21 protein-coding genes are annotated in these 24,715 nt (G+C 71.8%); 13 read left to right on the top strand and 8 right to left on the bottom strand.

Annotation, left to right across the window (positions count from 1 at the left end; genetic code table 11):
• Window positions 1-11 precede the first annotated feature (11 nt).
• Entirely contained in the window at window positions 12-1,190 is a 1,179-nt protein-coding gene (locus BJ979_RS09680) for an MFS transporter (protein ID WP_179567404.1), read from the bottom strand.
• A gap of 215 nt (window positions 1,191-1,405) precedes the next feature.
• On the opposite strand from BJ979_RS09680, the gene BJ979_RS09675 reads away from it, so the two are divergent.
• Window positions 1,406-2,173: a response regulator transcription factor gene (locus BJ979_RS09675; RefSeq protein WP_179570210.1), complete on the top strand. Its 768-nt coding sequence runs from the start codon at window positions 1,406-1,408 to the stop codon at window positions 2,171-2,173.
• Window positions 2,170-3,048, top strand: coding sequence for a sensor histidine kinase (locus BJ979_RS09670; protein ID WP_179567402.1), 879 nt, complete (start codon window positions 2,170-2,172; stop codon window positions 3,046-3,048). The genes BJ979_RS09675 and BJ979_RS09670 overlap by 4 nt, the downstream gene beginning before the upstream one ends.
• A gap of 184 nt (window positions 3,049-3,232) precedes the next feature.
• Here the strand turns inward: BJ979_RS09670 and BJ979_RS09665 are convergent, their stop codons facing one another.
• Both BJ979_RS09665 and BJ979_RS09660 read right to left on the bottom strand, forming a co-directional pair.
• The gene (locus BJ979_RS09665) at window positions 3,233-3,832 is read right to left on the bottom strand and encodes a DUF3060 domain-containing protein (protein ID WP_179567400.1); all 600 of its coding nucleotides are present in this window, start codon (window positions 3,830-3,832) and stop codon (window positions 3,233-3,235) included.
• A 95-nt stretch (window positions 3,833-3,927) separates the two neighbouring features.
• Window positions 3,928-5,889 carry a thioredoxin domain-containing protein gene (locus BJ979_RS09660; protein WP_179567398.1) on the bottom strand — a complete coding sequence of 654 codons (1,962 nt, stop codon included), beginning with the start codon at window positions 5,887-5,889 and terminating at the stop codon, window positions 3,928-3,930.
• 146 nt (window positions 5,890-6,035) lie between these two features.
• Between BJ979_RS09660 and BJ979_RS09655 the strand changes: the two genes are divergently transcribed.
• From BJ979_RS09655 to BJ979_RS09630, 6 genes are all read left to right on the top strand, one after another.
• A complete protein-coding gene (locus tag BJ979_RS09655) occupies window positions 6,036-6,479 on the top strand; it encodes a hypothetical protein (protein WP_179567396.1) in 444 nt (147 codons plus the stop codon).
• Window position 6,480: 1 nt separating this feature from the next.
• On the top strand, window positions 6,481-7,431 hold the full coding sequence (locus BJ979_RS09650; RefSeq protein ID WP_179567394.1) for an FAD:protein FMN transferase: 951 nt from the start codon (window positions 6,481-6,483) through the stop codon (window positions 7,429-7,431).
• Between the two features lies 1 nt (window position 7,432).
• On the top strand, window positions 7,433-8,104 hold the full coding sequence (locus BJ979_RS09645) for a ferric reductase-like transmembrane domain-containing protein (protein WP_179567392.1): 672 nt from the start codon (window positions 7,433-7,435) through the stop codon (window positions 8,102-8,104).
• The gene (locus tag BJ979_RS09640; protein ID WP_179567390.1) at window positions 8,101-9,435 is read left to right on the top strand and encodes an NADH-ubiquinone oxidoreductase-F iron-sulfur binding region domain-containing protein; all 1,335 of its coding nucleotides are present in this window, start codon (window positions 8,101-8,103) and stop codon (window positions 9,433-9,435) included. Before BJ979_RS09645 ends, BJ979_RS09640 begins: the two co-directional genes overlap by 4 nt.
• Window positions 9,432-9,752 (top strand): ferredoxin, encoded by a 321-nt coding sequence (locus BJ979_RS09635; RefSeq protein WP_179567388.1) that lies wholly within the window; start codon window positions 9,432-9,434, stop codon window positions 9,750-9,752. Before BJ979_RS09640 ends, BJ979_RS09635 begins: the two co-directional genes overlap by 4 nt.
• 74 nt (window positions 9,753-9,826) lie before the next feature.
• On the top strand, window positions 9,827-10,588 hold the full coding sequence (locus tag BJ979_RS09630; protein WP_179567386.1) for an MBL fold metallo-hydrolase: 762 nt from the start codon (window positions 9,827-9,829) through the stop codon (window positions 10,586-10,588).
• A gap of 74 nt (window positions 10,589-10,662) precedes the next feature.
• On the opposite strand, the gene BJ979_RS09625 is transcribed toward BJ979_RS09630, so the two are convergent.
• On the bottom strand, window positions 10,663-11,496 hold the full coding sequence (locus BJ979_RS09625) for an aldo/keto reductase (RefSeq protein ID WP_179567384.1): 834 nt from the start codon (window positions 11,494-11,496) through the stop codon (window positions 10,663-10,665).
• An 83-nt stretch (window positions 11,497-11,579) separates the two neighbouring features.
• On the opposite strand from BJ979_RS09625, the gene hrpA reads away from it, so the two are divergent.
• A complete protein-coding gene (hrpA, locus tag BJ979_RS09620; protein WP_179567382.1) occupies window positions 11,580-15,695 on the top strand; it encodes an ATP-dependent RNA helicase HrpA in 4,116 nt (1,371 codons plus the stop codon).
• A 7-nt stretch (window positions 15,696-15,702) separates the two neighbouring features.
• Here hrpA and BJ979_RS09615 read toward each other — a convergent pair whose 3' ends face one another.
• Window positions 15,703-15,900, bottom strand: a complete 198-nt coding sequence (locus BJ979_RS09615) for a hypothetical protein (protein ID WP_179567380.1) — start codon at window positions 15,898-15,900, stop codon at window positions 15,703-15,705.
• A gap of 133 nt (window positions 15,901-16,033) precedes the next feature.
• Here BJ979_RS09615 and BJ979_RS09610 point away from each other — a divergent pair, with 133 nt between their 5' ends.
• Window positions 16,034-16,396, top strand: a complete 363-nt coding sequence (locus BJ979_RS09610) for a carboxymuconolactone decarboxylase family protein (RefSeq protein WP_179567378.1) — start codon at window positions 16,034-16,036, stop codon at window positions 16,394-16,396.
• A gap of 98 nt (window positions 16,397-16,494) precedes the next feature.
• On the opposite strand, the gene BJ979_RS09605 is transcribed toward BJ979_RS09610, so the two are convergent.
• Both BJ979_RS09605 and BJ979_RS09600 read right to left on the bottom strand, forming a co-directional pair.
• Window positions 16,495-17,493, bottom strand: coding sequence for a ribonucleotide-diphosphate reductase subunit beta (locus tag BJ979_RS09605; RefSeq protein ID WP_179567376.1), 999 nt, complete (start codon window positions 17,491-17,493; stop codon window positions 16,495-16,497).
• A 164-nt stretch (window positions 17,494-17,657) separates the two neighbouring features.
• Window positions 17,658-20,135: a ribonucleoside-diphosphate reductase subunit alpha gene (locus BJ979_RS09600; protein ID WP_179567374.1), complete on the bottom strand. Its 2,478-nt coding sequence runs from the start codon at window positions 20,133-20,135 to the stop codon at window positions 17,658-17,660.
• 429 nt (window positions 20,136-20,564) lie between these two features.
• On the opposite strand from BJ979_RS09600, the gene BJ979_RS09595 reads away from it, so the two are divergent.
• The 3 genes from BJ979_RS09595 (at window position 20,565) to BJ979_RS09585 (ending at window position 24,302) form a co-directional block, all read left to right on the top strand.
• On the top strand, window positions 20,565-22,040 hold the full coding sequence (locus BJ979_RS09595; RefSeq protein ID WP_179567372.1) for an HNH endonuclease signature motif containing protein: 1,476 nt from the start codon (window positions 20,565-20,567) through the stop codon (window positions 22,038-22,040).
• A 133-nt stretch (window positions 22,041-22,173) separates the two neighbouring features.
• Window positions 22,174-23,388, top strand: a complete 1,215-nt coding sequence (locus BJ979_RS09590; protein ID WP_179567370.1) for an MFS transporter — start codon at window positions 22,174-22,176, stop codon at window positions 23,386-23,388.
• Between the two features lie 86 nt (window positions 23,389-23,474).
• Window positions 23,475-24,302, top strand: a complete 828-nt coding sequence (locus BJ979_RS09585; RefSeq protein WP_179567368.1) for an aldo/keto reductase — start codon at window positions 23,475-23,477, stop codon at window positions 24,300-24,302.
• Between the two features lie 92 nt (window positions 24,303-24,394).
• Here BJ979_RS09585 and BJ979_RS09580 read toward each other — a convergent pair whose 3' ends face one another.
• Window positions 24,395-24,589 (bottom strand): hypothetical protein, encoded by a 195-nt coding sequence (locus BJ979_RS09580; RefSeq protein WP_179567366.1) that lies wholly within the window; start codon window positions 24,587-24,589, stop codon window positions 24,395-24,397.
• Between the last annotated feature and the right edge of the window lie 126 nt (window positions 24,590-24,715).

Genomic DNA, 24,715 nt, shown 5'->3' with positions numbered 1-24,715 from the left:
GGAGGGACGACTCAGGCGACGGCGTCGATCGGGCGCGCGCCGCGCGGGAAGGCGAGCATGATCGCCGCCGAGACGAGCCAGGTGCCGCCGATCAGCGCGAGCAGCACGCCGGCCGGAGCGCCGCCGAGCTGACCGACGAGGGCGGCGCCGAGCGCGGCCGCCGCCGTGCGCAGCCCCGAGCCGATCGTGAACACTTGCGAGCGCACCCGCGGGCGGCTCTGCTGCTTGCGCAGCAGCAGCATCGCCGAGGCGCTCGGCGCGACCACGACACCCGACAGGCCGACCACGACGAGGGTGAACGGCATGCCGAGATCGACGACGGCCACGAGCGTGAGCAGCCCCACGACCGCGAAGCCGCCGCCCATGATCGCCTCGGGGCGCATCCGCACCGGCAGCAGCGCGTAGGCGATGCCGCCGGCGAGCGCGCCGAGCGCGAAGGCCGTCACGATCCAGCCGCCGAGGTCGGCGCTGCCGGCGCGCTCGTGCGCGAGGGCGATCGCGGCGATCGGAAGGGCGCCCTGGCCCACCTGGCTGAGGGTTCCGGATGCGGTGACGGCGGCGAGCGGACGGTGCCGGGTGAGCGCTCGCGCGGCCGCGAGCAGGTCGCGCCCCAGGTGCAGGTCGTCGTGCAGCGGACGCGGGGTGAAGTGCAGCGCGAGCATCCCCACGGCGCCGACCACGGCGACGCCGGCCGTCACCAGGGCGGCGAGGCGGGCATCGGCGAGGGCCACGACGAGCGCGGCGAGCGCCGGTCCGCCGACCGAGGCGATGTTGTACGAGACGCCGTCATCGGCGTAGGCCCGGCGCTCGTCGGCGATGACGTCGGTCACGAAGCTCGACATGCCGCCGAGGTAGAAGGGGCTGGCGATCCCGCCGAGCACGAGCAGCGCGACGATGAACGGCAGCGGCACGAGGCCGAGGCCCGCCACACTGACCAGGGCGACGGCCTGCACGATCGCGGCCGTCATCATCCACCGACGCGGATGCCGGGTGCGGTCGAGCAGCGCGCCCACCAGCGGCGCCGCGACGACGCTCGGGGCGAGCGAGGCGGCGACGAGGGCACCGCCGAGCGCGCCCCCGGTCACGATGTCACCCGTGTGCTGCACCGCGAGCAGCGGCAGCACGACGGTCGAGGCGGCGTTCGCGAGACGCAGCGGAACCGACGCCGTCAGATACCCGAGCTCGCTCACCCTCCGATCCTCGTGGATGCGCGAGCGCGGCGCCGACCACACGCAATTCAGGATCCACGGCTTCGCAATTCAGGATCGAAGCTCCGATCGGCACGATCGGAGGCCCGAATCGGCGCGCGATCCTGAATTGCGTCGTCCCCGATCCTGAATTGCGTCACGGTCGATCGTGCGCCTCCGGTTCGGGACGGGCGCGCCGCTACGCTCGTGCCGTGAGCATCCCTCCGCCGACGCGCCCGCGCGTGCTGCTGGTCGACGACGAGAGCGGCATCCGCGATGCGCTCGCCCCTTTCCTCTCCCGCTCGGGATTCGAGGTCTACACCGCCGAGGACGGCGGCGAGGGGCTGGCGGCGATCGAGCGGAACTCCCCCGCGCTCGTCGTGCTCGACGTGATGATGCCGGTGCTCGACGGCCGCGAGGTGCTGCGCCGGCTGCGCCGCGAGGGCAGCCAGCTGCCGGTCATCCTGCTGACCCAGGTGGGCGAGTCGTTCGAGCGCGCGGCGGCGCTCGAGGAGGGCGCCGACGACTACCTCAACAAGCCCTTCGACCCGCAGGAGCTGGTGGCCCGCATCCGCGCGATCCTGCGCCGCGTGAACGCCGGGCAGCCCGCGCTCGGCGGCTCGGCGGGGCTCACCGCGGGCGCGGTGCGCATCGATCGCGTCGCCCGCCGCGTCTGGCTCGACGGCCGCGAGGTCACGCTGACGCCGCGCGCCTTCAGCCTGCTCGACTACCTCATGACCCATCCGGATGAGGTGCTCACCCGCGAACGTCTGCTCGCCGCCGTCTGGGGCTTCGACCAGCCCGTCGCGAGCCGCGCCGTCGACCACCGCATCGCCGAGCTGCGCAAAGTGCTCGCCGACGACAGCGGAACCCCGCTCTATGTCGACACGGTGCAGGGCGTCGGCTACCGCTTCCTGCACCCGGTCGCGCGCAGCGCGGGCGGTCCGGGCGGAGCCGGCGGCGGTCCGGGCGGAGCCGGCGCATGAGGCGCTGGTGGATCGCGCTCATCCCCCTCGCCCTCGGCCTGATCGGCACGGTCATCGGCGTCGCCGCGGGCGACCGGCGCCGCATCGTCGTGACCTGGCAGCTCGAGTGGATCTGGGTGCAGCTCGGGCTGCTCGCCACCGTCGTGCTGCTGCTCGTGATCGCGGTGCGGGCGGCGCTGCGCCGTCGTGAGCTGCGCAGCCGCGAGGATGCGGTCACGCGCGAGCGCGCCGAGCGCCGCCGCTTCGTCGACCGGCTTGACCACGAGCTCAAGAACCCGGTCACCGCGATCCGTCTCGGGCTCTCGAACCTGCCCGAGACGGAGGTCGCCGCGGGGCTCGACGCGCAGGCGCAGCGCCTGACCCGACTGCTCGCCGACCTGCGCAAGCTCGGCGAGCTCGAGAACGCGCAGCTCGAGATCGCTCCCGTCGACCTCGAAGCACTGGGACGCGAGGTGGTGGATGCGGTGGGCGAGCTCCCCCAGTCGTCCGACCGCTCGCTCGCGGTCAGCTTCCCGCGCGCGCCGCGCCCGCTGCCGCCCGTGCGCGGCGACGTCGACCTGCTGTTCCTCGCCGTCTACAACCTCGTCGCCAACGCGCTGAAGTTCTCGCAGCCGGGCGACCGGATCGAGCTGCGCGGCGCCGAGGACGAGGGCGGCGTGACGCTCGAGGTCGCCGACACCGGCCGCGGCATCCCCGCTGAGGAGCAGGGACTCGTCTGGGAGGAGCTGGCCCGCGGCAGCCACACCCGCGACGTCGCCGGCAGCGGACTCGGACTGCCCTTCGTGCGCACGATCGTCGAGCGCCACGGCGGCAGCGTCGCGCTGCGCTCGCGCCTCGGCGAGGGCACCTCGGTGCGGCTGCGCCTGCCGCTCTGACCTCGACCGCACCTGCGCCCCGCTCCCCCACACGCGTCACGCCGCTCCGCTCCGCGCCCCGAGCCCGCGCAGAGATCCGTGAGGGGTCGAAAAAGCCCCTTCCTGCGGCGGAATCGACCGCAGGAAGGGGCTTTCGCGACCCGTCAGAGCATCGCCGGGCGGGGCGGGATCACCGATGTGATCGTCAGCGGATGAAGGTGTTGCCCACGCCGGTGTCGCTGCTCGCGCCCGTGGCTCCGGAGTCCCAGTTGACCGTGTTGTAGCTGCCGCTCACGGTGAGGGCCCCGATGCGGGTGCCGAGCACGGTCGCGGTGTCGCCGGAGATGGCGACGCTCTCGTACTCCGAGCCGTTGACGCTGTTGCCGCTGCCGCCGATCTGCGCGGCGCCGATCGGCCCGTTCGTGATCACCGTGGTGTTGTCGCCGGTGAGCGTCAGCGACGTCGCCCCGTCGAAGTTCAGCGAGACGCCGTCGCCGCTGATCACGACATCGCCGCAGGCTCCGTCCAGCACGAGCACCGCGTCGTCTTCGGTGACCTCGAACGACTTGCCGGCGCACGGCCCGTTCGAGATGCCGGCCGAGCCGAGAGTGCCGGATGCGCCGCCGGACTTCGTGTCGTCGGCGCGGTCCGCGTCGTCGTCTGAGGCCTTCGACGGGCTCGGGGTCGACTTCGAGGTCGAGCCGGTGGCGTCGTCGTCGGGTCCGGAGATGCCGATGCTGCAGCCGGTGAGGGCGACGGTCGCGGCGGCGAGGAGGGCGAGGGTGGCGAGCTTGGTTCGGATCATGTTCTTCACGCTAGAGATCGGATGTCCCCTCATCATCGCGGGTCTGTCGCAGCTCTGCGACACGGGTTCTCAGACCCGCGTCGGCGACCAGGACCTCAGCGCCCGAGCAGCGCATCCAGCTCGGCGGCCGTCGTGACCGGCAGCGCGCAGGCGAAGTGCTCGCAGAGGTACGCGGTCGCGCGGCCGTCGCGCAGCGCGCGGGCGGCGAACAGCTCGAAGCCCAGCTCTGCCAGGCGCGCGACATCGTGCTCCGCGACGACGACGAGCGCTCCCCCGCGTGACCGCCAGCGTCGGGCGCTCGCGAGCAGTGCGCGATCGTCGTCGCTCGGCGCGGCCGGCAGCACGATCACGAGCTGCGCGAGCGGGCGGCTGAGTCGGTCGAGCGCGTGCAGCGCCGCACCGAAGCTGATCGGACCCTCGAGCGCCGGGCGCACGGCGGGCGCCAGCGCCGACTCGGCCAGGCGAGCGTGCTCGGCTTCGCCCGTGAGCGCGTAGAGCCGGAGCACGGCATCGGCCACGGCCGAGCGGCCCGAGGGCGCGGCGCCCTCGCCCAGGTCGAGCGCCAGGTCGAGACCGCGCTCGGCGAGCACCGGATCGGCGCCGTAGGGCGGCACGATCACACCGTCGCGCACGCAGCGCGCGAGCTCCTCGCGGGCGCGGGCCAGGTAGCGGGCGGGATCAGCGGCGGATGCGGCGCCCGCTCCGGTGTCGGTTTCGGCTTCGGCGTCGAGAGCGGGCACCGCGGCGAGCGCGCCCGCGAGTCGCAGCAGTCCCCCGGCCAGCAACCCGGCGTCCTCGAGCGTCGCCACCGCATCCGACACCGTCGCGCCGGCCGCCGCTCGGCGCAGCACCCCGCGCTCGTCGGTCGCTCCCCGCAGCACCGCGTCGGCGGCCTCGCGGGCGGCGCGGATCCACTCCGGTCGCCCCAGCCGCAGCCCGGCCTCGGCGAGCGCGCCGATCGCGAGCCCGTTCCAGCCGGTCACGGCCTTGTCGTCGATCGCGGGCGGGACCAGCAGCGCGCGCCCCGCCGCGTCGCGGGAGTAGTAGCCGCCCTCCGAGCGCACGCCGTCGACGTCGCTCTCGCTGTCCTGGGCCGCGCCGAAGCGGCCGTCAGGTCGCCGCAGCACGTCGAGCAGGAACCCCGCGACGCCCTCGGCGACCTCGCGGGCGACGGAGTCCTCGGCACCGACTCCGCCTTCGCCTCCGCCTCCGTCGACGGCCAGACGCGCCGCCAGGTCGAGCAGCAGCGCGTTGTCGGTGAGCATCCGCTCGTAGTGCGGCTCGCTCCAGTCGCGCTGCACCGCGTAGCGGAAGAAGCCGCCCTCGATCGGATCGCGCAGCGGGGAGGCGGCCATCGCGTGCAGCGCGCGGCGGGCGAGCTCGACGGCCGCGGTGTCGCCGGCATCCGCTCGGCCGTCGAGGAAGAGAAGCACCGGAGCGACCGGGAACTTGGGAGCACCGCCGAAGCCGCCGAACGCGGTGTCCTCGTGGGCGGCGAGCGCGGCGGCCGCGGCGGCGAGCTGGGATCCGTCGGCCGTCCCGGCCGTCTCCGGCACCGAGGCGCGCACGGCCTCGGCGACCGCCGCCGCGCTCGTCTCGACCTCGGCGCGCCGCTCGCGGAAGGCCTCCGCCACCGCCCCGAGCACCTGGCGGAACGCCGGCACCCCCGACCGCGGTTCCGGCGGGAAGTAGGTGCCCGCGTAGAACACCCGCCCGCGCGGCGTCGTGAACACGGTCAGCGGCCAGCCGAGCTGCGGGGTGAAGGCGCTCGCGGCGGCCAGGTAGGTCGCATCCACCTCGGGATGTTCTTCGCGGTCGACCTTGATCGCCACGAAGCTGTCGCGCAGCACGGCCGCGACCTCGGGATCGGAGAAGCTCTCGCGGGCCATGACGTGGCACCAGTGGCAGGTCGAGTAGCCGATCGAGACGAGCACAGGCACATCGCGGCGCTCGGCCTCGGCGAAGGCCTCCTCACCCCACGGCCACCAGTCGACCGGGTTGGCGGCGTGGGCGCGCAGGTAGGGGCTGAGGGCGTCGGCGAGGCGGTCTCCGGCCATCTGCCCAGGCTAGGCGCTGGGCGCGGCGACGCGTCGGCATCCGCTCTGATCCCGTTCTCGAGGTGCCTTCAGGAGCGGCACAGGAACGACCTCGGAACGGCATAGCGCGGTGGGATGCGATGAGGGTCCCGATGGAAGGAGACCCCATGGACGCGCGAGACCCTCGAGACGGCCGAGACGCCCGGCGGGGCGGATGGCTGCGCACCCGGATCGCGACGGCGATCGTGGTGGTCGCGAGCGCGCTGGGCCTCGTGGTCGGCACGACGGCGATCGGCGCCGCGGCATCGGACGCGAACAGCTCGAGCGGCTCCAGCACGACCGACACGTCCACCGACTCGAGCGGCTCCAGCACGACCGACACGTCCACCGACTCGAGCGGCGACTCCTCAAGCGGCACCTCGTCGGACGACGCCGGCACCACGGATTCCGCCACGAGCACCGACGACGGGTCGTCGACCGACTCCGACAGCTCGAGCTCGAGCTCGAGCAGCACCGACTCGTCGGCCGATTCCTCCTCCTCATCCTCCTCCGACTCCCCCGTCTCGTCCGGCTCCGGCCAGGACTCGCAGGCCACCACGAGCGGGTCCTGAGATGTCGACGACCACGCTCCCCACCCCCGTCTTCGCCTCCCGCGACTGGCCGCTCTGGTCGACCACCGCGCGCATCGTCGTCGACGACCCCGCGAAGCTGCCGGCCGCGATCGCGATCGCCGACCGGCTGACCGTCGCCGTGGATCACGCCGCGAGCCGGTTCCGCCACGACTCCGAGGTCAATCGCGTGGCCGCCGAGCTGGCGACGGGGGCCCGCATCAGCCCCCTCCTCTCCCGCCTGGTGCGCGCCGCGATCGCCGCGGCCGAACGCAGCGACGGCGACGTCGATCCGACGCTCGGCCAGGCGCTGGCCGCCGTCGGCTACGACCGCGACATCCGCCTCGTCGCCGACGACGACGGCCGCCTGGTGCGCGCCGTCGCGACCGTGCGCCCGGGCTGGCGCAGCCTCGTGCTCGAGGGCGACCGGCTGCGGCTGCCCGGTCACCTCGCTCTCGATCTGGGGGCGACCGCCAAGGCGCTGACCGCCGACGACGTCGCGGGCGAGGTCCATCGCACGCTGGGATGCTCGGTGCTCGTCGCGCTCGGCGGCGACATCGCGACGGCCGGGCGCGGCCCGGTCGGGGGCTGGCAGGTTCGAGCGCAGGATCGCCCCGGCGACCCGGCGACGACCGTGAGCCTGCGCGGCGGCTGGGCCGTGGCGACGTCGAGCACCCAGCACCGCTCCTGGACGCGGAGCGGAGAGCGGATGCACCACATCCTCGACCCGCGCACCGGGCTGCCGGCCGAGGCGGTCTGGCGCAGCGTCTCGGTGGCGGCGCGCAGCTGCGTCGAGGCGAACATGCTGAGCACCGCGGCGATCGTGCGCGGCATGGCCGCGCTGCCCTGGCTCGCGGCGATCGGACTTCCGGCCCGCCTGGTGGATGCGGAGGGCCGCGTGCTCGTGCTCGGCGGCTGGCCGCTCGAGGTTGCCGACGACCCGACGGGAGACTGACATGGATGAGGCGCTCTGGGCCCTCGGCCGCGCGACCGGTGCAATCGGACTGCTGCTCATGACCGGGTCGGTCGTGCTCGGCATCCTCACCCGCTCCGGGCGCCCCGCGATCGGGCTGCCCCGCTTCGGCGTCGCGACGCTGCACCGCAACGTGGGCATCCTGGCGACGGCGTTCATCGCCATCCACGTCGTGTCGCTGCTCTTCGACCCCTACGCGCAGCTGAAGCTCGTCGATCTGGTGGTGCCCTTCCTCGGCGAGTACCGGCCGTTCTGGCTCGGGCTCGGCACGGTCGCGATCGACCTGATGCTCGCGGTCACGATCACGGCTCTGCTGCGGCGGCGCATCGGCGCCCGCGCCTTCCGGGCCGTGCACCTGTCGACCTACGCGCTCTGGCCGATCGCGCTCGCGCACGGCCTCGGCACGGGGACGGATGCGCTCACTCCGTGGATGATCGCGCTCACCGTCGTCTGCGTCGGCGCCGTCGTCGCGGCGCTGGTCTGGCGCCTCAGCGCGCGGTTCCGGCGGCCGGCGGGCGCGATCGCGATGAGCACTCCGCCGAGCGCGGCCCCCGCGTCGTCCGCACCCGCTGCGCTCGCACCCGGCGCGCTCGGGTCGGCATCTCCCGCATCCGCTCCCCGCATCCCCGCCGCTCCGATCGGAGGCCCCCGATGACCCTGCTCGACCGGGCTCCCACCTCGCCCTTCGTCGCCCCGACCGAGAGCGGCACGCCCCGTGTCGACACGCGGCATCCGGGCTCCCCCGTGCCGGCTCCGCACGGCGTGCGCCGGCTGCTGGCCGCGGGCCTCGCCGACGCCGGCGAGCATGTGGCGACCTTCGGGCCGCTGCCCGACATCGCCCCCGATCGCCTGCTCGCCGAGCTCGAGCTCGCCGGTCTCACCGGCCGCGGCGGCGCCGGCTTCCCCGTGCACCGCAAGCTCCGCTCGGCGCGGGATGCCGCGCACGCCGGCCGCTCCGGGCGTCCGGTCGTCGTCGGCAACGGCAGCGAAGGCGAGCCGCTCAGCGCGAAGGACCGCCTGCTGCTGCGATCCGCGCCGGATCTCGTGATCGACGGGCTGCTGCTCGCGGCTCGCGCGGTGGATGCCGCCGAAGTTCGTCTTGTCGCCGACGTCGAGCTGCACCCCGCTCTGCAGACCGTGCTCGCGCGCCGTGCCGATGCCGACACCGGCGGCGCCCGCATTCAGCTCGTCGCGGCCCGCGGCGAGTTCGTCGGCGGCGAGGCCTCGGCCGTCGTCGCGAACCTCGAGGGCAAGCGTCCGGTTCCGCGCGACCACCCCGTCCGGCTCACGATCGCGGGCTACCGTCGCCGCCCGACGCTCGTGCAGAACGTCGAGACCCTCGCGCACCTCGCGCTCGTGGCACGCTTCGGCGGCGCCTGGTTCCGCTCGCGCGGCACCGCGGACGACCCGGGCACGCGGCTCGTGACGGTCAGCGCGCCGGGAACGCCGCTCACGGTGCTCGAGATCGCCGGCGGAACGCGGCTCGGCACGATCCTGACGGCGGCCGGGTTCGGCGACGCGGGGCTTCAGCCCGCCGGGCTCGGAGCCGGGGTGCGCGCCGTGCTCGTCGGCGGCTACCACGGCAGCTGGGTTCCCGGGTCGGCGCTCGACGCTCCGCTTGATCGCGCCGGACTCGCCCCCTGGGGCGCGGCACCCGGGGCCGGCATCCTGCACGTGCTGCCGCACGGCCGCTGCGGCCTGCGAACGGCCGCCGGCATCGCCGGGATGCTCGCCGCCGAGTCCTCCGGGCAGTGCGGGCCCTGCGTCAACGGCCTGCCGCGCATCGCCGGACTGCTCGACCGTCTCGCCCGCCGCGAGCGGCACCCGGGCCTGCCCGCCGAGATCGCGCGGGTGGGCGCCCTCGTCGACGGTCGCGGCGCCTGCCACCACCCCGACGGCACCGTGCGTCTCGTCGCCTCGACGCTGCGCGAGTTCGCGAGCGACGTGGATGCGCACCTCGCCGGAGCCTGCGAGGCGGAGCGATGAGCACGCGCGTCCCGCTCGGCGTGCCGGCCTCGCCCGCCGCACCGGTCGCATCCGCCCGGCGTCCGCGCACCGCCGGCGCGCGCGCCGCCACCCCACCGGCCGCCACCCCACCGGCCGCCACCCTGCACGTCGACTGGACCGCCTGCGCGGCCCGCGGGCTCTGCGCCGAGCTGCTGCCGGGTCTGCTCGAACTCGACGAATGGGGCTACCCGCGCGCGCTCGGCTACGGCTCCGACATCCCGGTCGAGCCGATCGAGCTCGCCGACGCCCGGGTCGCCGTGAGCCTGTGCCCGCGCCAGGCGCTGTCGCTGCGGTGATGACTCCGACCACGCCGAGCGCACATCCAGCCGGTTCCCGGCGGGGCGACCGCGGAGCGCCCTAGGCTCGGGCCATGTCGACGACGGCTGTGACCTACATCGGCGGACCGACGGTGCTCCTGGAGTGGGCCGGTCTGCGCATCGTGACCGATCCGACCTTCGATCCCCCGCAGACCTACACCGGCGACGCGGGGACGGCGACGCTCGTGAAGACCCACGGACCGGGGCTCACCCGCGCTCAGGTCGGCCCCGTCGACCTGGTGCTGCTCTCGCATCACGCGCACAAGGACAACCTCGACTGGGAGGGCCTCGAGCTCATCGCCTCCGGGCCGCTCACGATCAGCACCCGCGCGGCGGCGAGCGACCTCTGGGGCGGCTCGGTCGTCGGCTACGACGACTGGGAGAAGCACCAGCTCGGCGACGTGACCATCACGATCGTGCCGGCCCAGCACCGGCCGGGCGCGGCTGAGCAGGTACCCGTCGTCGGCTTCGTGCTGCAAAAGAGCGGCGAGCCGACCGTCTACGTCAGCGGCGACAACCTGTCGCTCGGACTCGTGAAGCAGATCAGCGAGAACTTCCCCGACATCCGCCTCGCCGTGCTCAACGCAGGCGCCGCGCGCGTCCCCGCGATCGACGGCAACCTCACCCTGACGTCGACGGATGCGGCCGAGGCGGCCGGCGTGCTCGGCGCCGACGCGGTCGTGGGCGTGCACTGCGAGGACTGGCAGCACTTCAGCGAGAGCCGCGCCGATCTCGAGGCGGCCTTCGCCTCGGCGGGTCGGGCCGAGCTGCTCGCGACCACGCCCCGCGGCGAGCGCGTCGAGCTGGCGCTCTAACCCGCCCCGCCCGTCACACCCAAAGGGGTGCGCCGCCCGACCGGGCAGCGCACCCCTTCGCTGTCGGGGTGACGTCAGTTCACGTCGTCCGGGTGCGAGCCGACGCGGTTGTTCTCGTCGAGCAGGGTGATCGCGGCCACCTCGCCCTCGGTCAGCTCGAAGCCGAACACGTCGAAGTTCTGCGCGATGCGCTCCTTCGCGTTCGACTTCGGGAAGACGATGTTGCCGATCTGCAGGTGCCAGCGGATCACGACCTGCGCGGGGGTGACGCCGTGCGCTTCGGCCGCCGCGACGACCGCGCCGCGCGAGAGCAGGTCGTACTTGCCCTGACCGAGCGGGCCCCAGGCCTCGGTGTGGATGCCGAGCTTCTGGTGGTGGGTGCGCAGCTCGAGCTGCGAGAAGCCGGGGTGCAGCTCGATCTGGTTGACGCTCGGGGTCACGCCGGTCGCGGCGATGATCTCGTCGAGCTGCGCCACCTGGTGGTTCGAGACGCCGATCGAGCGGGTCTTGCCCAGCTCCTTGATCTCGATGAGCGCCTGCCACGCCTCGACGTAGTCGTTCTTCGCCGGCGTCGGCCAGTGCACCAGGTAGAGGTCGACGTGCTCGAGGCCGAGCTTGGCGAGGCTCTCGTCGATCGCGGCGTGAGCGGAGTCCTTCTGGTGACGGTCGTTCCAGAGCTTCGTGGTCACGAAGAGCTCGTCGCGGGCGATGCCCGACTTCGCGATCGCGGCGCCGACGCCCTCCTCGTTGCCGTAGATGGCGGCGGTGTCGATGTGGCGGTAGCCGGCCTCGAGCGCGTCGGTGACGATGCGCTCGGTCTCGGCCGGGTCGACCTTGAAGACGCCGAAGCCGAGCTGCGGGATCTGGATGCCGTCGTTGAGTTCGATGGTGGGGACGGAGAAAGTCATGATCCCCACGCTAGGGGGCGAGGCTCCGGCCTCGCCGGCACGGGCGTCACACTCCGACGCGACGCTAAGATGGAAGGCTGCCCATGACCTCCTCGCCTGACTCCCCCGCCACCGCGCATCCCGCGGCATCCGCGCCGGCTGCGCCTGTCCCCTACGTGATCGCGTACCCGCCCGAGCTGCCCGTGAGCGCGCGCCGCGACGATCTGCTGAAGGCCGTGCGCGAGAACCAGGTCGTGATCGTCGCCGGCGAGACCGGCTCGGGCAAGACGACGCAGCTGCCGAAGATCCTGCTCGAGGCCGGCTGCGAGCACATCGGCCACACCCAGCCGCGCCGCATCGCCGCGCGCAGCATCGCCGAGCGGCTGAGCGAGGAGCTCGGCGTCGAGCTCGGCACCGTCGTCGGCTACCAGGTGCGCTTCACCGACCAGACTTCGACCAGCACGCGCGTCAAGCTGATGACCGACGGCGTGCTGCTGGCCGAGATCAACCGCGACCGCGACCTGAAGCGCTATGACGCGATCATCATCGACGAAGCGCACGAGCGCAGCCTCACGATCGACTTCCTGCTCGGCTACCTCACCCGACTGCTGCCCCGACGCCCCGACCTCAAGGTCGTCATCACGAGCGCGACGATCGACCCGGAGAGCTTCGCGAAGCACTTCGCGGATGCGCAGGGCGAGCCCGCCCCGATCGTCGAGGTCTCGGGGCGCACCTTCCCGGTCGAGGTCCGCTACCGGCCGCTCGTCGCCGACGCCGCGGCGACCGGCGGCGATGAAGAGGACGACGCGGACGAGGTCGGGCCCGGCGCCGCCGGCGGCCGCGACCAGCCCGACGGCATCCTCGACGCCCTCGCCGAGCTCGACCGCGAGAGCGCCGGCGACGTGCTCGTCTTCCTCAGCGGCGAGGCCGAGATCCGCGACGCCGAGGATGCCGTGCGCGGCCGCTATCGCGAGTCGTCGGGCACCGAAGTGCTGCCGCTCTACGGACGACTCAGCGCCGCCGACCAGCACCGCGTCTTCGGCGCGCGCCCGGCCGGCGTGCGCCGTCGCGTCGTGCTCTCGACCAACGTCGCCGAGACGAGCCTCACGGTTCCCGGCATCAAGTACGTGATCGACGCCGGAACCGCCCGCATCAGCCGCTACTCGCCGCGTGCGAAGGTGCAGCGGCTGCCGATCGAGGCGATCAGCCAGGCCAGCGCCAATCAACGCGCGGGCCGCGCCGGCCGTACGAGCGATGGCATCGCGATCCGCCTCTATTCGGAAGAGGACTTCGCCCGCCGCCCCGAGTTCACCGACCCCGAGATCCTGCGCACCGGGCTCGCCGCGGTTATCCTGCAGATGATCTCGCTCGACCTCGGCGAGATCGACGCCTTCCCCTTCCTGCAGCCGCCGGACTCGCGCGGCATCGCCGACGGCCTCGATCTGCTCGCCGAGCTCGGCGCCGTGCATCCCAGCCGTGACGGCGGGGCCCGTCAGATCACCCGCATCGGGCGAGAGCTGTCGCGCCTGCCCGTCGACCCGCGCTTCGGCCGCATGCTCGTCGAGGGCCGCCGCCTCGGCGTCGCCCGCGAGGTGACGGCGATCGTCGCGGGGCTGAGCATCCAGGACGTGCGCGAGCGCCCGCTCGAGAAGCGCCCGCAAGCCGATCAGCTGCACGCGCGCTTCCGCGACCCGTCGAGCGACTTCGTGTCGATGCTCAACCTCTGGAACCACCTGCAGCGCGAGCAGAAGGACCGCAGCGGCAACGCCTTCCGGCGCATGTGCCGCGACGAGTTCCTCAATTACCTGCGCGTGCGCGAATGGCAGGACCTCAACCGCCAGATCCTGCGCGCCCTCGACCTCAAGGGCAGCGAGGGCAGCCGGGCCGGCGGCGGCCGCGGGCGCGGGGCGCGTGACGAGCAGGGGCCGGATGCGCGCGGGCGCGGACGAGGACGTGGTCGCGGGCGGGGCCAGAACTCCGAGGGCGCCGCCGCGGGAGCCGAGTCCACCGGCACCACGGTCGCCGAGCGGAGCGGCGCCGCGAAGACCGGCACCGCGGACTCCGACGGCACGACCGGCTCCGACGCCGACGCCATCCACAAGGCGCTGCTCGCGGGCCTGCTCAGCCGCATCGGCATCCGCGACGACCGGACGACCGGCTCGAACGCCGGAGGCAAGGCGGCCCGCGAGGACTCCCGCGACGAGAACGGCCGCAATCGCCGCGGTCGCGAGTTCCTCGGCGCGCGCGGTCAGAAGTTCACCGTGTTCCCCGGCTCGGCGCTGTCGTCGCGCCCGCCGGCCGCCGTCATGGCCGCCGAGCTCGTGGAGACCAGCCGCCTGTTCGCCCGCACGGTCGCCGCGATCGACCCCGCCTGGGCCGAGGCGCTCGCGGGCGACCTCGTGAAACGCAGCCACGCCGATCCGCATTGGGAGAAGCGGCAGGGCGCCGCGGTCGTCAACGAGCGCGTCACGCTCTACGGCGTCGTGATCGTGCCGCGCCGGCGTGTGCAGCTCGCCCGCATCGACCGGGCGTACGCGCGCGAGCTGCTCATCCGCCACGCCTTCGTCGCCGGCGAGTGGCCCAACGAGATCGCCCGCGACCGCGCTTTCGACTTCGACCGCGACAACCGCCGCCTGCGCCGCGAGCTCGCCGAGGTCGAGGAGCGCACGCGTCGCCGCGACATCCTGCTCGACGACGAGGCCGTCGTCGACTTCTACGACGGCCGGCTGCCACGCGAGGTCGCGACCGTGCGCGAGTTCGAGAGCTGGTGGCGCACGACCCGCCAGGAGCAGCCCGAGCTGCTCACGATGACGCGGGCCGACCTGCTGCCGGACGATGAACCGGACGTGGATGAGTCGCTCTATCCGAGCGAGTGGCGCAGCGACGACCAGCGCCTCGCCCTGCGCTACCGCTTCGAGCCCGGTGCGGCGGATGACGGCGTGACGGTGGATGTGCCGCTCGCCCTGCTGCCGGGTGTGCAGTCCGACGGCTTCGACTGGCTCGTGCCGGGCATGCGCGAGGAGCTCGTGACGGCGTTGATCAAGACGCTGCCGAAGGCGATCCGCCGCAACGTCGTGCCCGCCGGCGACTGGGCGCGCCGTCTCGTCGCCGAGCTGCCGTCGACGCCCGACGGACGCCTGACCGAGCGTCTGGCGGAGCTCATCCGCCGACTCGCCCACACTCCCGTCTCCCCCGACGACTTCGATGCGAGCCGACTGCCCGAGCACCTGCGCGTCAGCTACTCCGCGGTGGATGAGCGCGGCCGTCGCGTGCGCCGCTCGAAGGACCTCGACGAGCTGAAGACGAGCCTCGGCGAGCGCGCGCGCACGAGCGTGGCCAAGGCGGCGACGACGCCGCGGAGCGATCTCGAGCGCACCGGGCTCACGAGCTTCGACCTCGACGCGCTGCCGGCCGTGCTCGACACCAAGCAGGGCGGCAACACGATCCGCGCCTACCCCGCACTCGTCGACGAGGGCTCGACCGCAGCCATCAAGCTCTTCGGCACCGAGAGCGAAGCGACCGGCGCGCACGCCGCCGGCATCCGCCGTCTGCTCGCCCTCGCGCTGCCGAGCCCGCTCTCCTACGTGCAGGAGCACCTGACCGGCCCCGAGAAGATGGCGCTCGCCACGAGCCCCTACCGCTCGACCGGTGCTCTGCTCGACGACGCCCTCGCCGCCGCGATCGACGAGCGCGTCGGCACCCGTGCCCCGCGCACCCGTGTGGAGTTCGAGGCGCTGCGCGACGAGATCTCGGCCGGGCTGCTGGATGCGGTCTTCGGCGTCGTCGCGACCGCCGCGGCCGTTCTCGACGCGGCCCGCGCCGCCGACAAGGCGATCTCGAAGAACTCGAGCCTCGCGTTCATGTCGCCGCTCGCCGACGCGCGCACCCAGCTCGAGGCGCTCGTGCATCCCGGCTTCATCGGCGCGACCGGTGCGACCCAGCTGCGCCGCGTGCCCGTCTACCTGCGCGGCATCGCCGTGCGGGTCGAGGCGCTCGTGCAGAATCCCGGCCGCGACCGGGTCTGGCAGAACGAGGTCGAGAGCGCGACGGCGCTCTACCGCGAGGCCGGCGGTGCACTGCCGCTCACGCCGGCCGTGCCCGAGCGCCTGCGCGCCGTGCGCTGGATGCTCGAGGAGCTGCGCGTCTCGCTGTTCGCCCAGCAGCTCGGCGCAGCCGGTCCGATCTCGATCCAGCGCATCCGCAAGGCCCTCGCCGGCTGACGCCGGGTCAGCTCGGCTGATCGGGTCCGAGGGTGTGCTGCGCCAGGAACTGGTCGATCTGCCGGTACTGCGGGTGATCGGTTCCGATCGTGAGGTTGCCGCCCGCCACCGGAAAATAGAGATCGATCGCGCCGTTGCGCTTGCGTTTGACCCCGGCGACGACTGCGAGGTTCCAGAGGATGCCGTACTTGCCTTCGATGAACACGACTCCATCTCACACCACTCGGGCAGCCCGGGTCGCGTCACGTGGGGTCACACCGCACGCGCGTCGGCGGCAGGTGCGGTGGGATGAAGTGGCGAATCCGCCCGCGCCCCGAACACCTGAGGAGACCCTGCCGATGACCGAGTTCTACGACCGCGAAGGCGACCGCGCCTACACCGCCGACTACAAGACGTCGACGCCCGACATCCTCAAGGCCTTCAGCGACTTCGACAACGCCGTCTTCGCGAAGGAGGGCCGCGCGATCCCGCTGAAGTACCGCGAGCTCATCGCCCTCGCCGTCGGCATCACGACGCAGTGCGTCTACTGCATCGACGCGCACTCGCAGAAGGCCGTCGCCGCGGGCGCCACGCAGGACGAGCTGGCCGAGGCCGGATGGGTCGCGACCGCGATCCGCGCCGGCGGCGGCTTCGCGCACGCCCGCCTCGCGTTCAAGCTCTCGGGCATCCACGACCACGACGGCGACGTGCAGCAGGCCTGAGACACGGCCCCTGCGCGCCGACGACGACGAATGCCCCGACCTCCCGGTCGGGGCCTTCGTCGTTCCGGCTGCGCGTCGCGACGCTCAGCCGGGCGCGATCACTCGCTCTTCGACGCGACGGTCGCCGAGGCGTTCGACTCGTACGAGGTGTTCGTCGACTCGAAGAAGTTGACGAGCTGCAGCGTGTCGTTCGCCGCCGCCATCCACTTCGCCGGGTTCGACACGTTGTACTCGGGCTCGAAGCCGAGCTCCTCGAGGCGACGGTCAGCCAGGTACTTCACGTACTGGTTGATGTAGTTCGCGTTGAGGCCGAGGATGCCGTTCGGCAGGAGGTCGCGGTTGTACTCCTCCTCCATCGACACGGCGTCGACGATCATCTGCTTGATCTCGGCGGCGAACTCCTCCGTCTGCAGGTCGGGGTTCTCCTCCAGCACCGTGAGGATCAGGTTGATGCCGAACTTCAGGTGCAGGCTCTCGTCGCGCACGATCCAGTCCATGAGCGAGCCGAAGTTGCGCAGCAGGTTCCGCTGACGGAACGACAGCGCCACCATGAAGCCCGAGTAGAACCAGATGCCCTCGAGGATGATGTTGTACGCCACGAGGTTGCGGATGAAGTCCTGCTTGCCCTCGGTGGTGGTGATGTCGAGGGTCTCCTCCGTCATGCGGCGGATGAAGTTGACCTCGAACTCCTCCTTCTTCGCCATCGACGGCACGTCGACGTGCGAGTTGTAGGCCTCGTTGCGGTCGATCGGGAAGGTCTCGAGCACGTACTCGAACGACATGCAGTGGTTCGCCTCCTCCCACATCTGCTTCGCGAGGTAGAGGTGCGCCTCGGGAGCGTTGACGTAGGGGTAGACGCCGAAGGCCAGGGCCTTGTTGACCAGCAGCTCGTTCGGGTTGAAGTACGACATGAGGAACGTGATCGCGTGACGCTCTTCGTCGGTCATCTTCTTGAAGTCGGCGATGTCCTCGCCGAGCTGGATCTCGTTCGGGAACCAGGTGTTCGCGACCGCCTGGTCGTAGAGGTCCATCGCCCACTTGTAGGTGACGGGCTTGAGCAGCAGCCCTTCCTTGATTCCGGTGCCGAGGATGGCCATGTCAGGAGTCTTCTTTCTCGCGTGTGGTGATTCGGGTCGGAGCGGACGCGCCTACTGGCAGCTCTCGCACTGCAGCTCGTCCATGGGGTCGACGGGCACCTCGTAGTCCCAGGTGCCGGTCGATCCGCCGACGGCGTCGAACGTCGCGGTGTCGTTCATCGCGCTCACTTGCCCAGTCCACCGAATCCGCGGCGGGCCGGGGCCGCACTCGGAGCAGCCTCGGAGGAGGCGCCCGCGGTCGCCGGCGCGGCGGCGCCGAAGCCGCGCTTGGCGGTCTTCTGCGCATCCAGGTCCTCGGTCTTGTTGACCTTGACCGTCGACTGCTCGGCGGTGTGACGCGGCTTCACGTGCAGGTAGTACGTGGTCTTGACGCCGCGCTCCCAGGCTCCGTAGTAGATGTCCATCATGTCGCCGAGGTCGCGCGTCTCGAGGTACATGTTGCGGCTGATCGCCTGGTCGACCCACTTCTGGGCGCGCGCGGCGACGTCGAGGAAGGCGTACGGCGAGAGCTGGAAGCTCGTCTTGAAGACGTTCTTGATCTCGTCGGGGATCGCCTCGATGCTCTGGATGTCGCCCTGGCTGCGCAGGATGCGCTCGCGCACCTGCTCCCAGATGCCCGCCTCGCGCAGCGCGTTGACCAGGTTGTGGTTGATCTCGAGGAACTTGCCGTTGCTGGTCGCGCGGCTGAAGATCTGCGAGAACTGCGGGTCGAGGCCGGGCGTGGTGCCGGCGACGAGGCCGATGGATGCGGTCGGCGCGATCGCCATGAGCGTCGCGTTGCGCATGCCGCCCTTGACCTTGGCGCGCAGCGCGTCCCAGTCGAGGCGCGTGGTGCGGTCGACCTTGATCTCCATGCCGCGGTCGGCCTCGGTGAGGGCGATCGAGTCGAAGGGCACGAGACCCTCCGACCAGCGCGAGCCGGCGAAGTTCGGGTACGAGCCGCGCTCTTCGGCGAGCTTGACGCTCTCCTCGATGGCCGCGTAGGAGACGTGCTCCATGATCTCGTCGATGAGGTCGTAGGCCTCCTCCGACTCGTACGAGATGCCGAGGCGCTCGACGATGTCGGTGAAGCCCATGACGCCCAGGCCGATGGCGCGGTTCTGCTGGTTCGAGAAGTCGGCCTCGGCCACGCTCGACAGGGTGATGTCGAGCAGGTTGTCGAGCTGGCGCACGGCCAGGCGGGCCGACTCGGCGATCAGGTCCCAGTCGAAGCCGAGCTGACCGTCCTCGCCGCGCACGAGGTGGCGCGGCAGGTTGATCGACGCCAGGTTGCAGACCGAGACGTTGTCGACGTCCTGCGGCAGGCAGACCTCGGTGCAGAGGTTCGAGAGGTGGATCGTGCCCGTGTTGTTGTTGAGGGCGCGGTTGTTGATCGTGTCCTTCCAGGTCAGCCACGGGTGGCTGGTGGTCTGGAGCGAGATCAGGATCGCCTTGAACTGCTCGCGGGCGCGGATCTTCTTGAACATGTTGAGCTCGCCGGCCTCGGCCTTGGCGGCGTACTCGGCGTAGCGCTCCGAGAAGGCCTTGCCATAGAGCTCGCCCAGGTCGCTGACCTCGAGCGGGTCGAAGAGGTACCAGTCCTCGTCGTTCTGCACGCGCTTCATGAACTCGTCCGAGATCCAGACGGCCGTGTTGGCGGTGCGGGTGCGGCGGTAGGGGTCGCCGGAGTTCTGACGCAGGTCGAGGAACTCGGGGAAGTCGAGGTGCCAGTTCTCCATGTAGAAGCAGAGGGCGCCGAACTTCTTGCCTCCGCGGCTGACCGCACGCAGCACCGAGTCGATCGTGTGCATGAACGGGATCGGGCCGGTGCTCGTCGTGTTGTTCGAGCGGATGGGCGAGCCCTGGGCGCGCAGCTTCGACACGGAGAGGCCGATGCCGCCGGTGCCCTTGGTGAGCCACATGACGTCGCGCACGCTCTTGGCGATGTGCTCGATGTCGTCCTGCATCTCCATGACGAAGCAGTTGGAGAGCTGCGGGTAGGAGGTTCCCGCGTTGACGAGGGTCGAGCCGGCCGCGAGGTACTCGAGCTTCGACATCTTGTCGTAGAAGGCGATCGCGTGGCTGGTGGCGTCGGGCTCGTTGAGCGAGAGGCCCATCGCGATGCGCATCCAGAAGTACTGGGGAACCTCGAGCGGCTCGTTGTCGCGGGCCTTGATGCCGTAGCGGTTGTTGAGCGTGACGGCGCCGATGTACTTGAGCAGCTTGTCGCGCTCGGGCTCGAGGGCGGCCGCGAGGCGGTCGAGGTCGAAGATGCCGGTCGTGAAGCGCGAGTCGAGCAGCAGCTCGTCGACGCCCTGGTTGACGTAGGCGACGAAGTGCTCGGCGTGCAGCGCCTTGAGCTCGGCGTCGGTGTCGTAGTCGCCGAGCACGCGCTTGTAGATGGTCTTGAGCAGCAGGCGGGCGGCCACGGTGTCGAACTGCGGGTCGTCCTTGACGTTCTGCAGGGCGACCTGGATCACGGCCTCGTCGAGCTGCTGGGTCGTGATGCCGTCGAAGAGCGTGAGCTCGAGTTCGCTGGCGATCTGGGTGACCCAGGTGATGCTGTCGTCGAGACCGCGGCTCGCGTGCTCGATGGCCAGGTTGATCTTGTTCGCGTCGTAGGGCTCGCGCTCTCCGTTGCGCTTGACGACGGTGATGGCCATCTCGTTCTCCTTCTGCGTCGTGAGACGCGTCCCCAGTGGCTGGTGCTCGTGGCGGTGCTCTGCAGTTGAGCTGTGATGCGAAAAGTGCTGATCGGGTGGCGCTGATCCTGCTGTGCGGATGCTGCCGCGCTGACCCGTTCTTCGGTGGTTCGAAAGCCGCTCGCGAGCCTGGATCCCCTGCCTGCGGCCCGGCGGCTCGACCACTATATATCGGGGTCCATTCCAGTTCGACCCCAATATCTTGTGGGCGTGTCGTCCACAGATGTGAATAAGTTGTCGGCGTTTCTCCACACCCTGTGAGTGGTTAAGCGCTAGTGCTGCGCACGCTACGCACCGCCTCCGACACCGCGGGCGAAGCCGGCCGAGCGGTCGCTTCGCACTCCACGGGCAGTACGGGTGGATGTCGGTGGTGGCTGTCATCGTGTGGGTATGAAGAAGCCCGCGACGACAGCCCGAGGCGGTGACTGCGCCGGCGATGACGTCGGGCCCGCGGTCACGCTCGAGGGTCTCGTCGTGCGCGCCGAGACCGTGTCAGCGCGGGTGTGCGCGGCGCAGGTCGCGGAGGTGCGGATGCTCGCCGACGCCGGCTTCTTCGCCGAACGCGAGGCGACCGGGGCGCGGGCGAGCGTGAAGGCCCACGACATGGCGCTGCGTGCGGTCGCGGCCGAGCTCGGCGGAGTGCTGCGGCTCTCCGACCGCACCGTGCAGGCGAGGATCGGCGACGCCCGCGAGATGGTCGAGCACTACCCGACCGCAGTGGATGCGTGGGAAGCCGGACTCATCACCCGCACCCACATGAACGTCATCGTCACCGCCGGACGCGCCGTGCCGGTCGAGCGGCGGGCCGAGTTCGAGACCGAAGCCCTCGAACGCAGCCTCACCGACACCCCGAACCGGGTGCGGGCTGGGCTCGAGATCTACGCCGAGCAACTCGCGGAGCGCACTCTCACCGAACGCCACGAGGAGGCCGCGCGGGAGCGGTGCGTGCGCGTGTTCCCGGGGCGGGACGGGATGTGCGACGTCGTCGCGACCGTGCCGATGGTGATCGGCGACGCGATCCTCGACCGCCTCACCCGCATGGGACAGACCGTGAACGACGTCTCCCCCGGTGACGATGAGCGGGGGATCGATCAGGTCCGTGCTGACGTGTTCGCCGATCTGCTCCTCGCCGGGACGCCCGCGCTCGATCCCACCCGCCACGGCGACCGCGAGGGCGCGCTCGGGGCGATCCGCGCCCAGGTGCAGGTCGTGATCCCCGCCCTCGCGCTGGTCGGCCATGACGAATCGTCCGCGGATCTGGTCGGACGATCGCCGATCGACGCGGACACCGCCCGACGGCTCGCCCGCAACGCACCCTCGCTCACCCGGATGCTCACCGACCCCGTCACCGGAACCGTCACCGCCGTCGACAACTACCGGCCCAGCTGGGCGCAGCGCCGACACCTGCGCGCCCGCGACCAGCACTGCCGCTTCCCCGGATGCCGGCAGGCCGCCATCCGCTGCGAACTGGATCACACCCTCGACCACGCCCTCGGCGGTGCCACCGCGCTGAGCAACCTCGCTCACCTCTGCCAGCGGCACCACTCCATGAAGCAGTTCACCGGATGGGCGGTTCGGCAACTGCCCGGCGGCGTGCTCGAGTGGACCTCCGAGACCGGACGGAGCTACCGCGAGAACGCACCGACCCCCGCGGTCGCATTCACCCCCGCGACGATGGCCACCACACGGACACCACCCGACCAGCCGATCCCAGCCAACCCGCGGGTCCCACCCGACCCGCCGATCCCACCCGACGTCGCGGGTGACCTGCACATCCCGATCGACCCCGACCCCGACGCGATCGACCGATTCTTCGAGCTGCTCGAGATCCAACTCGACCGTGCACTCGACCCCGCACCCTTCTGACGAGCACGCGATGCGCGGCTCCCCCGCTTCGTGACTCCGCGGGGACACAACCCGAGCGGCGGCGTGCCGCGGCATGCCCGCACATCTCCGGGGAAGCAGGTCAGCCCTGCCGATCACTAGAGTCGGGAGCACCGTGAAGAGCTATCTCGACCTGCTGCGAACCTCGGGCGTGGGGCGCATCATCGCCGCCCAGCTGACCGCCCGATTCCCCTCCGGCATGCTCTCGCTGGCCTACCTGCTGCACATCGAGCACCTCTTCCACAGCTACGGCGCAGCCGGCCTCGTGCTCGCGACCACCAGCATCGGGCAGGCGGTCTCCGGTCCGCTCACCAGTCGGTGGATGGGCCGCTGGGCGATGCGCCCGGTGCTGATCCTCACGACGCTCGTCTGCAGCACGACGATGATCGTCGTCGCGCTGCTGCCCCCGGGGGTCCCACTGCCGGTCTACATGGCCGTCGGACTGCTCGGCGGCCTCGCCTTCCCGCCCGTGCAGCCGGCCGTGCGCACGATCTACCCGAAGATGGTCACCGCCCGCCAGCTCACCCCGCTGTTCTCGCTGGACGCGTCGGCGCAGGAGATCATCTGGGTCGCCGGACCCGTCGTCACCACCTTCATCGCGACGCAGATCTCGACCGTGCTGGCGATCCTCATCGCCGCCGGCTTCTGCCTCGGCGGCGGAGCGTGGTTCATCTTCTCGCCCGAGGTCGGGCGCGTGCGCATCCCCCGCTCCAAGCGCGCCTTCGGGAAGGTGCTCACCCGGCCGACCGTGCTCGTGGTCACCGTCGTCGGCTTCGTGCTGATCGGCGCCTGCGCCGCGATCGAGGCCAGCGTGGTCGCGTCGTTCGGCGAGGGCAGCGTCGAGTCGGGCGCCGTGCTGGCCGTCTTCGCGCTCGGCTCGCTCGTCGGCGGTCTCGCCTTCGGCCACGCCCCCGTGGGCCGCTGGAGCCTCGCCCGGCGCATGATCGTGTTCGTCGTCGGCGCCGTCGCGTCGGTCATCGCCTGGGAGTTCTGGTCGCTCACCGCCGCGGTGCTCATCGCCGGACTCGCGGTCGCCCCGGCCCTCGCGGTCATGTTCGCCGCCGTGTCGTCGAGCGTGAAGTTCAGCGACACCGCCGAGGCCTACGGCTGGGTCGGCACCGGTCAGCTGATCGGCGCCGCAGCCGGCTCGGCGATCGCCGGGGTGATGATCGACCACTTCGACGCCCGGGGCGGCCTCGCCGCCGCGGCGGGCTTCGCCGTGTTCGCCCTGCTCGTACCGCTGATCTTCGCGCGGGCCCTGCCCGATCTGCGCGGCCGCGACGCCTCGCCGATCCCCGACACCGAGCCCGTGCAGACGCTGCGGCCCTGAGCCGCGCCGCGCCGCGGCGCTCCGACGAGCGCCACTCTGCACATCCTCTCGGCCGGGATCTCGCGGCCCGCCGCTAGCGTGGGAGCGTGACCACCCCGTACCTCGATTTCGCCGACGGCCACCGCATCCCGCAGCTCGGTCTGGGGGTGTACAAGGTCGACACCGGCATCGCCGAGCAGCTCGTCGACGGCGCCCTGCGCCTCGGCTACCGCCACGTCGACACCGCCAAGCTCTACGCCAACGAGGCCGAGGTCGGCCGCGGAGTCCGCTCCTCGGGCGTGCCGCGCGACGACGTCTTCGTCACCACGAAGGTGTGGGATGACGACCAGGGCTTCGACGCGACCCTGCGCGCCGCCGAGCGCAGCCTCGCCGAGCTGGACCTCGGCTACATCGACCTCTACCTGATCCACTGGCCCTGCCCCGCGCAGGACCTCTACGTCGACACCTGGCGCGCCCTGCAGCGGCTACGCGACGAGGGCGTCGTGAAGTCGATCGGGGTCAGCAACTTCCACCCGCACCACATCGAGCGCCTGATCGCCGAGACCGGCGAGAAGCCCGTCATCAACCAGGTCGAGCTGCACCCGCGGCTTCCGCAGCACACGACCCGCGCCTTCGACAGCGAGCACGGCATCCTCACCGAGTCGTGGGCGCCGCTCGGTCGCGGCACAGTGCTCGACGAGCCGGTGCTCGCCGAGATCGCGGCGCGCTACGGCCGCTCGCCCGCGCAGGTCGTCATCCGCTGGCACCTGCAGCAGGGCCTCGTCGTGATCCCGAAGTCGAACTCGATCGACCGCATCCGCCAGAACCTCGAGGTCTCCGACTTCGAGCTCGACGCGCACGACCTCGCCGCGATCGCCACTCTCGAGACGGGCGAGCGCACGGGCATGGACCCCGATCTGCACGAGCCGAAGTAGAGGGGGCCTGCCCCCGGAGACGACGATGCCCGCCGCGACCTCAGGGTCGGGCGGGCATCGCGGCGCCGGAGTGATCGGCGACAGGGTGCGCCTCAGTCGCGCAACCCCTCCTTGAAGTCGTTCTTCGCCTTGACGCGGTCGCGCTCGGCTTCGGCCTGCTTCACCTTCGCGTCGGCCTGGCGCTCCTCGGCGGCATCCGAGATGCGCTCCTTGGTGTCCTCGACGGTGCGGCTGACCTTCTCGCCGGCGGCCTGCGCGGCGTCTTTCGCGTCATCCAGAAGTCCCATGGGCGTCCTCCTCGCTCGAGCGGTGCGACGGCACGGGGCGACCGTCGTGCCTCCACGGTAGGAAGCGGATGTCGTCAGCGCTCCGATCCGCACGCGCCTGCCAGAGCCTGCCCAGCGTCCGTCCAG

The organism is Schumannella luteola (genome assembly GCF_013408685.1).
GTDB classification, from domain to species: Bacteria; Actinomycetota; Actinomycetes; order Actinomycetales; family Microbacteriaceae; genus Schumannella; species Schumannella luteola.
This window is presented reverse-complemented; position numbering and strand designations above follow the sequence as displayed.